We start from the raw sequence: 8,653 nt of genomic DNA on the forward strand, positions 1-8,653 counted from the left end.
CCTTCCTGGAGGTCAGCTTTGATCCGTTCCCGTTTTGCTGTGGCGGTCGCCGTCGCCGCAGCGACCGCGATCGTGGGGCTTCCCGCGACCGCACACGCCGACGAGATTCCGATCGTCACGTCCGCGCACAGCGACTACGACCTCGATCTGGGGACGTTGCTGGTGTCCATTACGTCACCGAGCGACGTCACCGACGTCCGTGCGCACATCCGGGAGTACAACACCGGGTCAGAGGTCGCCGTTCAGGAGGACTTCTACCTACAGTCCGGCACCGAGCGTGACGGGGTGTGGCGATCCAACCCGATCATCCTCGACAAGCTCGGTTACTACCGGGTCGACGTGGAGGTCACCGACGAGGCCGGTCACCACGTCACTCAGACCGATGCCGGCGACCTGAACTACTCGGTGGTCACGTTCTTCGAGAACGTCACGCTGAACCGCACCACGGTGACCTACGAGAACCGCAACGTGACAGTGCGGGGATGGCTCAAGGGTCGCTGGCCGGGCAGCGGCGAGATCAGGTCCCTGGGGAGGTTCCCCATGTCGGTGAACGCCGACTCTAGTTGGGAAGCGGTCACCACCAGGGCCGATGGTTCCTTCACCGGCACGGTCACGATCGGTCGCAAGGACGAGATGGTGTACGCGGCCTACAGCTACGACAACGACCATCTCTTCCACGGCTCGTCGCGGTCGGGCGAGACCACCATCGCGATCAACAAGCGGCCGATGCGGATCACCATCGAGGCGGATCGACCCAAGATCCTCAAGGATGAGACCGTCACGGTTAGCGGCCAGCTGACCTGGCGGACGCCGGAGGGTTGGGTGCCGGTGCCTGGTGCGCAGCCGGGGGTTTCCCTCTGCATGAGCGCCGACTACTGCGGCACGTTCCTCGGCTCTGCCACCACGGCCGCGGACGGTCGTTACTCGCTGACCACCTCGCCGTACGAGTCCGGCCGCCTCCAGGTCGGTTACTCGATGAACGACGAGTTCGTCAGCCCCGCGATCGCCAGCACGAACATCTCCGTGCTCCAGCCGGCCGCCTTCCGGAGCTTCTCGGCGGTCCGGGAGAACGCGACGACCGTGACCCTCAGCGGTGAGATGGAGTTCACCGGTGGGTTGTCCCCCGGGACGGTGCCACTGAAGGTGCAGTTCTCGGCCACCGGCGAAGACGGCACTTGGGCTACGCCGGCCACCATCTATGCGGGCGGCAGTTACGACTTCGCCACGTCGATCTACAAGAAGACGGCCGGTTACTGGCGTGTCGTCTATCCCGGCACATCGACCGACTTCCAGTCGGCGACCAGCGCGCCGGTGTACGTCAGCTGATCTTAGTGAGCGCGGGAGCGTCCGGACCGGATGCTCCCGCGCCCAAGACCGTAGGCAGCCCACTCAGCTCACTCGACGACCGGCAGCACGACCTCGTTGCGGCGCAGGAACCACGGCTTCCACGGCGGGTCGAAACGCGCGTACCGGATGGCGCCGGTGGGCTGCAGCCCGGCGGCCGTCACCGACCGGCCCAGCATGGTGGCCCGTTGGCTGAACGCCCGCTCCGTCCACCGGCCGGAGAACCGCATCGCCGCCGCCAGTTGGGCCGGGACCTCGTGGATCCGTACCCGGGCGTCCACCGGCTCGGGCACCGTCGCGGCGGTGACGGTGGCCGGCAGAACGAACTGGATCAGGTACGCGCCCGGCCACTCGCCCTCGACCTGGACGACCGGCAGCGTCATCGGGATCTTCGTCGCGCCGTCGGCCGTGGACGTCGCCGGCAGCGCCGACCCGACCGGCTGTCGGGCCCGGTTGGCGCCCCCGACGTACGCGGCCAGCGGCCGGAACGCCTCGATCGGCGCCCGGGTGAACGACGCCTGGATCCGCATCTCGGCCACCAGGTGAGCCGGATAGCGGCGCAGCTCGAAGCCGGGGTGTCGGGACACCACCCGGTACGGCTGCTGCTCGGTCATCGCGCGCTCCCAGGATCTGCTGGAACAGACGCTACCGCCCCTCCGGCTCCCGCTCTGCCGAAGTCGACTGTCCCGCCCGCCGGGCGACGGTCCGGCAGTACTGGCGTCCGCCCTCGTCGCGCAGCACCACTCCGAGCCGGCCGAGTTCGCGGCGCAGCTCCCGTACGTCGTCGCGGTGGTCCCGTCCGAGAGCCCGCTCCCGGGCGCGCAGCAGAGCGTCCGCGCCGACCGGCAGCCCCGGCAGGTCGGGCACCCACAGCCGGTACGCCGAGCGGTGCGGATCGTCGTCCGTCCAGGCCCAGCCGTGCGCGCGGAACGCCGCCGCCAGGTGGGCCGCCGGGAGGTCCGTCGACTCCCGGACGAGTTCCGCGCCGTCGCCGTCGAGCAGCACCAGGTGCTTGTCGGCCAGGAAGGCGGCCCGGGTGTCGGCCCGTGCGACGGTGCGTACCTGGTCGGCGCGGCGCAGCCGGACCTGCGTGGAGTCCACGGTGACGATCAGCCGTTCGGCGGTGCCGACCCCGGCGACGACCAGGCCGCCCAGGACGCCGACGGCCATCGCGCCGAGGGTCGCCGGCGGCTCGGGCAGCCGGTCCAACCACCTGATGAGGTCGCCGAACGGCACCCACGACAGCCGGGCCAGCCATCCCGTCGACGCGGCGAGGAGCCAACCGGCGCCCGCGCCGAGCAGCGGAAAGCCACCCCACAGGACGACCAGTTCCAGCGGACCACCGGTGACCACTGTGCGGGGGCGGTAGTCGGCCGCGTCCATGGTCAGGACACCTCGCGGCGCAGCGTCCGGACCAGGCCGGCGGCCAACGGAAGGACCATCCAGACGAGCAGGGACACCGCCAGCCGCCCCCACTGTTCGCCGGTGAGCGCATCGCTGCTGAACAACGGGTCCATGGTCCGGCTGGTGTCCAGCCACCCGGCCGGACCGCGCAGGGGCCGGACCATCTCGCCGAGCACCGACCAGAGGGTCGGCAGCAGCAGGTAGCCGACGATCGCCAACGGCGGGTTGAGCAGCAGCAGACCGAAGGCGGCACCCATCAGCACCACGGCCACCTGGACGATCACCCCGTTGACGATCAGCGTCGCGCCGACCTGCCAGGTGCCCGCACCGCCCGTGGCCGACGCCACGAGCGTCCCGATGCTGGCGACGGCGAGGGCGACCAGCACGGAGGCGATCGCGGCCAGCACCACCGCGATCAGCTTCGCGGTCACCACCCGTTCCCGCCGGGGGACCAGCGCGTACGTGGTGAGGGCGGTGCGCTGGGACCACTCGCTGGTGATCGACAGGATGCCCAGCACCGGCAGGAGCACGTTGGCGGGCAGCAGCGAGGTCACGAAGAAGGTGCCGAAGGTCTGTTCGGCGTCCTCCGCGTAGATCAGCAGGAGGGTGACGACCGCGACGACGACGAGGCCGATGGTGATCAGCAGCCAGCGGCCGGCCCGGGTGTCGACGAGCTTGCGCAGTTCGACGGCGGTGAGCCGGAGCAGTGACGGTCGGCGTACCGGGGAATGGTGCCGGGGCGCGACGGCCCCGGCGGTGGGTGCGGCGGTGGTGGTGGTCATCGGACGGCCTCTCGGGTGGATTCGCCGGCGGTCAGGGTGAGGAAGAGCTGTTCGAGGCCGCCGCTGCCGGCCGGGCGCAGCTCGGCCAGCGCGACGCCGGCGTCGGCCGCGGCCTGGCCGACCGTCTCGGCGTCCGCCGGCACGAGCAGGCCGTCGGGGCTGTCGGTGGGGGTCAGGTCGGCCGCCTCCAGCGCCCGACGCAATGCCCCGTCGTCGCGCGCCCGCACCACCGTGCCGCCGCCGGCCAGCAGCTCGTCCTTGCGGCCCTGGGCCACGATCCGGCCACCCCCGATCACCACCAGCCGGTCCGCGACCGCCTCCACCTCGCGCAGCAGGTGGGAGGAGAGCAGCACCGTGCCGCCCCGGTCGGCGAAGTCGCGCAGCAGACCCCGCATCCAGAAGATCCCCTCCGGGTCCAGGCCGTTCGCCGGCTCGTCGAGGATCAACACCCGGGGGTCGCCGAGCAGCGCCTGCGCCAGGCCGAGCCGCTGACGCATGCCCAGCGAGTACGCCCGTACCCGACGCTTCGCCGCCACCGCGTTCAACCCGACCAGGTCGAGCTTCGCGGCGACCTCGCGCCTGCTCAAACCCAGGGTGTACGCGGACAGCGTCAACGCCTCGCGGCCCGTGCGGCCCGCGTGCTGGGCGGAGGCGTCCAGCAGGACACCGACCTCCCGTCCCGGGTTGGGCAGCTCCCGGTAGGGGTGCCCGGCGACGGTGGCGCGACCCGCGGTCGGTGTGGTGAGCCCGCAGATCATGCGCATGGTGGTCGACTTGCCGGCCCCGTTGGGACCGAGGAAGCCGGTGACGGTGCCGGGCTCGCACTGGAACGACACGTCGTCCACCGCCGGGTGCGGCCCGTACCGCTTGGTCAGGTTCTCCACGGTGATCATGCGGTCGAGCCTGCCGCCGCCGGCCGGCCATCCGCTGCGGCCGCTGGTCGGTGCCGCAGCTACCTTGGTCGACGCCCGGGTCGAGACTTTGGTAGCTGGTTGTCCGGGCCGGTAGCTGCCTAGCATGGGCGCGTGACCAGCATCGCCGTCCCCGAGCACCCCTGGCTGTTGCCCGGGGAGCTGGTGGTGCCGGCGGAGCCCGAGCGTGCCCGTCCGCGTCGCACCACCCGGGACTGGGTGGTGGACAGCCTGGCCTTCCTGATCAGCCTGCTCTGGGTGCTGTTCGCCACCGTCGACAGCCTCTCGCCCACCCCTGAGGCGGCCGTCCCGCTTCCGCACGACTGGATGGTCGGCGTGGATGCGCTGATCGGGCTGGTCTGCTGCGGTCTGCTCTGGGTGCGTCGCCGGTGGCCGCTGGGGTTGGCGCTGGCCACCCTGCCGCTGAGCATGTTCTCGATGGCCGCCGCGATCCCGCTGGTGATCGTGTACTTCACCGTGGTGGTGCACCGCCGGACGGCCGTCGCGGTGGCGGTCACCGGTGTCGGCCTGCTCACCAACCTGGTCTTCAGCTGGGCGCGTCCCGATCCGGCCATGCCGTACTGGCTCACCGTGTCCTGGGGCGCGGTGATCACCCTGGCCGTGCTGGCCTGGGGGATGTTCGTGCGGGCCCGCCGGCAGTTGATCGTCTCGCTACGCGAACGCGCCGAGCGGGCCGAGGCCGAGCAGCAGTTGCGCGTCGCCCAGGCCCGCCACCTCGAGCGCACCCGCATCGCCCGGGAGATGCACGACGTGCTGGCCCACCGGATCTCCCTGCTCAGCCTGCACGCGGGAGCGCTGGAGTTCCGCCCCGACGCGCCCGCCGACGAGGTGGCCCGAGCCGCCGGGGTGATCCGGGGCAGCGCCCACGCGGCCCTGCAGGACCTGCGGGAGGTCATCGGGGTGCTCCGGGCCGAGGGCGACGGCGACGGCGCCGGCGACGCGCCCGAGCCGCCCCAGCCCACCCTCGCCGACCTTCCGGCCCTGATCGACGAGTCGCGGACGGCCGGCGTGCGGGTCAACGTCAGCGACGGTGTGGCGCGGCCGGCGGAGGTGCCGGCGGCGCTGGGCCGGGCCGCCTACCGGATCGTGCAGGAGGGTCTGACCAACGCCCGTAAGCACGCGGCCGGCGCGGTCGTCACCGTGGACGTGACCGGTGGTCCGGGCAGCGGGCTGACCGTGGCGATCGCCAATCGATGGCCGGTGGGCACTCCGGTCGGCGGCACGCTCCCGGGCGCGGGCACCGGCCTGGTCGGCATCAGCGAACGGGTCGCCCTGGCCGGCGGCCGGCTCGCCTACGGGCGGGACGACACCGGCGACTTCCGACTGGCGGCCTGGCTGCCGTGGCCGGCGTGACCGCACAGCCCAGCGGTCCCGGCTCTCCTGACGTGCCCAGCGCCCACGACGCTGGTCCGACCGCCGGGGCGGGGCCGAAGCCGGTGCGGGTGCTGATCGTGGACGACGACGCGTTGGTCCGCGCGGGGCTCTCGATGATCCTCGGCGGCCTGCCGGACCTGCGGGTGGTGGGCGAGGCGGCCGACGGCGGCGAGGTTCCCGCCGCGGTCGCCGCGTACGCCCCGGACGTGGTGCTGATGGACATCCGGATGCCCCGGGTGGACGGGCTGGCCGCCACCGAGGCGCTGCGCGGGCAACCGAACCCGCCCGAGGTGCTGGTGCTGACCACCTTCGACGCCGACGAGCAGGTGCTCCGGGCATTGCGCGCCGGAGCGGCCGGTTTCCTGCTCAAGGACACCCCGCCGGTGGACATCGTGCACGCGATACGCCGGGTCGCCGGGGGCGAGGCGATGCTCTCCCCGTCGGTGACGCGCACGCTGATCAACCACGTGACCGCCGCCAACCCGGGCCCGCCCGGCCCCGATCCGCGACGCGAACGGGCGCTGCGCCTGCTCGCCGCGCTCAGCGAGCGGGAACGGCAGGTCGCCATCGCCCTGGGCAGGGGCTACACCAACGCCGAGATCGCGGGGGAGTTGTTCATGAGCGTGGCGACGGTGAAGGCGTACGTCTCCCGGCTGCTGACCCGACTCGACCTCAACAACCGGGTCCAGGTGGCCCTGCTCGTGCACGACGCCGACCTCGTCTGAGCTTGCGAGCTGGCTCGCGCCACTGTCGTTGATACACTCATTTTTGAGTGTTCCAAAAATGACAGCATCAGGGGTGGTTCATGGACGGTTTCGTGGGACGAGAGCGAGAGCTGGCCTTGCTCGACGGAATGCTCGCCCGGGTAGCTCGCGGTGGCCGGGCTGGTCGGCCGGGGCGCGCGCTGCTCATGCGCGGCCGCCGCCGGGTCGGCAAGTCCCGGCTCGTGGAGGAGTTCGTCGAGCGGGCTGAGGTCCCCCACCTCTTCTTCACCGCCTCCGCGCAGCCCTCTGCCGCCGCCGACCTCGCCCTCTTCGTGGAAGCGGCGGCCGCCTCCACGTTGCCCGAAGCGCAACTGCTGAGCGAGCAGCAGCCACGGACCTGGGACGCCGCGCTCACCCTGCTCGTCGCCGCCCTGCCGACCGATCGGCCGAGCGTCGTCGTCCTGGACGAGATGCCGTACCTCATCGCGAGCGATCCGGGTTTCGAGGGCACGCTGCAGAAGGTCTTCGACCGCGAGCTGTCCCGGCGGCCGGTCCTGCTGATCTGCGTCGGCTCGGACCTGGCCATGATGGAGGCCTTGAACGACTATGGTCGGCCGTTCCACCAGCGGGCCACCGAGATGGTCGTCCCTCCGCTGAGCCCGGCCGATGTCCGCGACATGCTCGACCTCTCCGCCGCCGACGCGTTCGACGCCTACCTGGTGTCCGGGGGTCTGCCGCTGATCCTCGACGAGTGGCCGACCGGTGCGTCGGTGCACGACTATCTGGCCGACGCGGTACGCGATCCGACCTCGGCCCTGCTGGTCAGCGGCGAACGCGCGCTCGCGGCGGAGTTTCCACCCCAGTCCCAGGCAGGTCTGGTGCTGCGGGCCATCGGCTCCGGTGAACGGACCTTTACGCTGATCTCCCGTGCGGCGGGGGACCTACCGCAGGCGTCCCTGAACCGTGCCCTGGGTCTGCTGACCCAGAAGCGGGCCGTGGAGGTCACCGTCCCGCTGTCGACCAAGCCGTCACGGGAAACGAGGTATGCGGTGGCTGACCCGTACTTGCGTTTCTGGCTGTCGTTCCTGGGGCCCCACCTGGCCGAGATCGAGCGTGGGCGAGGTGACCTGACCCTGCAGCGGATCCTGCGATCGTGGACGTCCTGGCGGGGTCGGGCGATCGAGCCTGTCGTCCGCGAGACGATGCGCCGGCTGCCCGGAGACACGCTGCCGGCCGAAGCGTCGGCGATCGGCGGCTATTGGACGCGTACGAACGACCCGGAGATCGACATCGTCGGTGCCGATCGGGGGCCGGTCGCTGAGCGCATCTGCTTCGTCGGCTCGGTGAAGTGGCAGGAGAACCGGCCCTTCGACGCCCATGACCTGGGCCGACTACTTCTTCACCGGTCCCGGCTACCCGGAGCGGACGAATCGGTACCGACCGTTGCCGTGTCGCGTAGCGGCACCGCCGTCGATGGGCTCCGTGTGCTATCGCCGGAGGATCTGCTTACCGCGTACCGGAATTGAACCTTCGTCCGATGCCGGCCGTACCACTGCCCGAGGATGTCGGTGCGGTCAGTCCGCCGTACCGCTGCCGAGCTGCGGGAGGCCTGCCGTGCGTGTTGGTGAGCAGTCGACGGATCCCATCGACCAGGTGCTGGGTGAGGTGCCGATGCCGGCGCCACTGACCCCCGAGGATGTCCGGCTCGCGGTCCGGGCGGTGGTCGTGCACACCGCCGAGGAGTGGCCGACCGGACCGCTGTGCCGCAACGACGGCGCGTCCTACCCGTGCCGCCTGCACCGCTGGGGGCGTCGGGTCCTGGAGGCGCACGGGCTCAACGAGCGGCAGATCGAGGCGTTGATCCGGCACGGCAACCCGTTCGTGCACGTGCCGTTCCCGTTCACGGCGACCGGGCCGTCGTCCGCGCGCCCCGCCGGCGTCCGGCCGGCCACGCCCCCCGGCTATCCGGCGCCGGCCCCGGGCCGGGCCGGACTGCCCGCGCGACACCAGGCCGGGGGGGGCCCCCCCCCCCGGGGGGGGCCCCCGCCGGCCCCCCGCCCCGCGCCGGAGCTGAGACCGCTGGACCCCCGGGACCAACAGGTACCACGGGGGT

Annotated in this window: 9 protein-coding genes; 5 read left to right on the top strand and 4 right to left on the bottom strand. The window is 71.9% G+C overall.

All coding sequences use genetic code 11. The features are described from left to right. Window positions 1-39: 39 nt before the first annotated feature. A complete protein-coding gene (locus tag AB0J36_RS24900; RefSeq protein WP_363661180.1) occupies window positions 40-1,326 on the top strand; it encodes a hypothetical protein in 1,287 nt (428 codons plus the stop codon). A gap of 68 nt (window positions 1,327-1,394) precedes the next feature. On the opposite strand, the gene AB0J36_RS24905 is transcribed toward AB0J36_RS24900, so the two are convergent. The 4 genes from AB0J36_RS24905 to AB0J36_RS24920 are packed head-to-tail and all read right to left on the bottom strand — an operon-like array spanning window position 1,395 to window position 4,423. Continuing rightward, window positions 1,395-1,958, bottom strand: a complete 564-nt coding sequence (locus tag AB0J36_RS24905) for a heme-binding protein (RefSeq protein ID WP_357172968.1) — start codon at window positions 1,956-1,958, stop codon at window positions 1,395-1,397. 31 nt (window positions 1,959-1,989) lie between these two features. Beyond that, window positions 1,990-2,727 (bottom strand): hypothetical protein, encoded by a 738-nt coding sequence (locus AB0J36_RS24910; protein WP_363661181.1) that lies wholly within the window; start codon window positions 2,725-2,727, stop codon window positions 1,990-1,992. A gap of 2 nt (window positions 2,728-2,729) precedes the next feature. Beyond that, on the bottom strand, window positions 2,730-3,530 hold the full coding sequence (locus tag AB0J36_RS24915; RefSeq protein ID WP_357127784.1) for an ABC transporter permease: 801 nt from the start codon (window positions 3,528-3,530) through the stop codon (window positions 2,730-2,732). Then, complete coding sequence (locus AB0J36_RS24920; protein WP_357127781.1) at window positions 3,527-4,423, bottom strand: ATP-binding cassette domain-containing protein; 897 nt, start codon at window positions 4,421-4,423, stop codon at window positions 3,527-3,529. The genes AB0J36_RS24915 and AB0J36_RS24920 overlap by 4 nt, the downstream gene beginning before the upstream one ends. Before the next feature lie 132 nt (window positions 4,424-4,555). Here AB0J36_RS24920 and AB0J36_RS24925 point away from each other — a divergent pair, with 132 nt between their 5' ends. The 4 genes from AB0J36_RS24925 to AB0J36_RS24940 all read left to right on the top strand — a co-directional run. Next, the gene (locus tag AB0J36_RS24925) at window positions 4,556-5,815 is read left to right on the top strand and encodes a histidine kinase (protein ID WP_363661182.1); all 1,260 of its coding nucleotides are present in this window, start codon (window positions 4,556-4,558) and stop codon (window positions 5,813-5,815) included. Further along, window positions 5,794-6,561 (top strand): response regulator transcription factor, encoded by a 768-nt coding sequence (locus tag AB0J36_RS24930; RefSeq protein ID WP_363661184.1) that lies wholly within the window; start codon window positions 5,794-5,796, stop codon window positions 6,559-6,561. The genes AB0J36_RS24925 and AB0J36_RS24930 overlap by 22 nt, the downstream gene beginning before the upstream one ends. 92 nt (window positions 6,562-6,653) lie before the next feature. Next, window positions 6,654-8,066, top strand: a complete 1,413-nt coding sequence (locus AB0J36_RS24935) for a DUF234 domain-containing protein (protein ID WP_357127775.1) — start codon at window positions 6,654-6,656, stop codon at window positions 8,064-8,066. 88 nt (window positions 8,067-8,154) lie between these two features. After that, a partial coding sequence (locus tag AB0J36_RS24940) for a hypothetical protein (protein ID WP_363661183.1) occupies window positions 8,155-8,653 on the top strand: 499 nt, incomplete at its 3' end.

This window comes from Micromonospora sp. NPDC049662, assembly GCF_040675055.1.
Lineage (GTDB): Bacteria > Actinomycetota > Actinomycetes > Mycobacteriales > Micromonosporaceae > Micromonospora.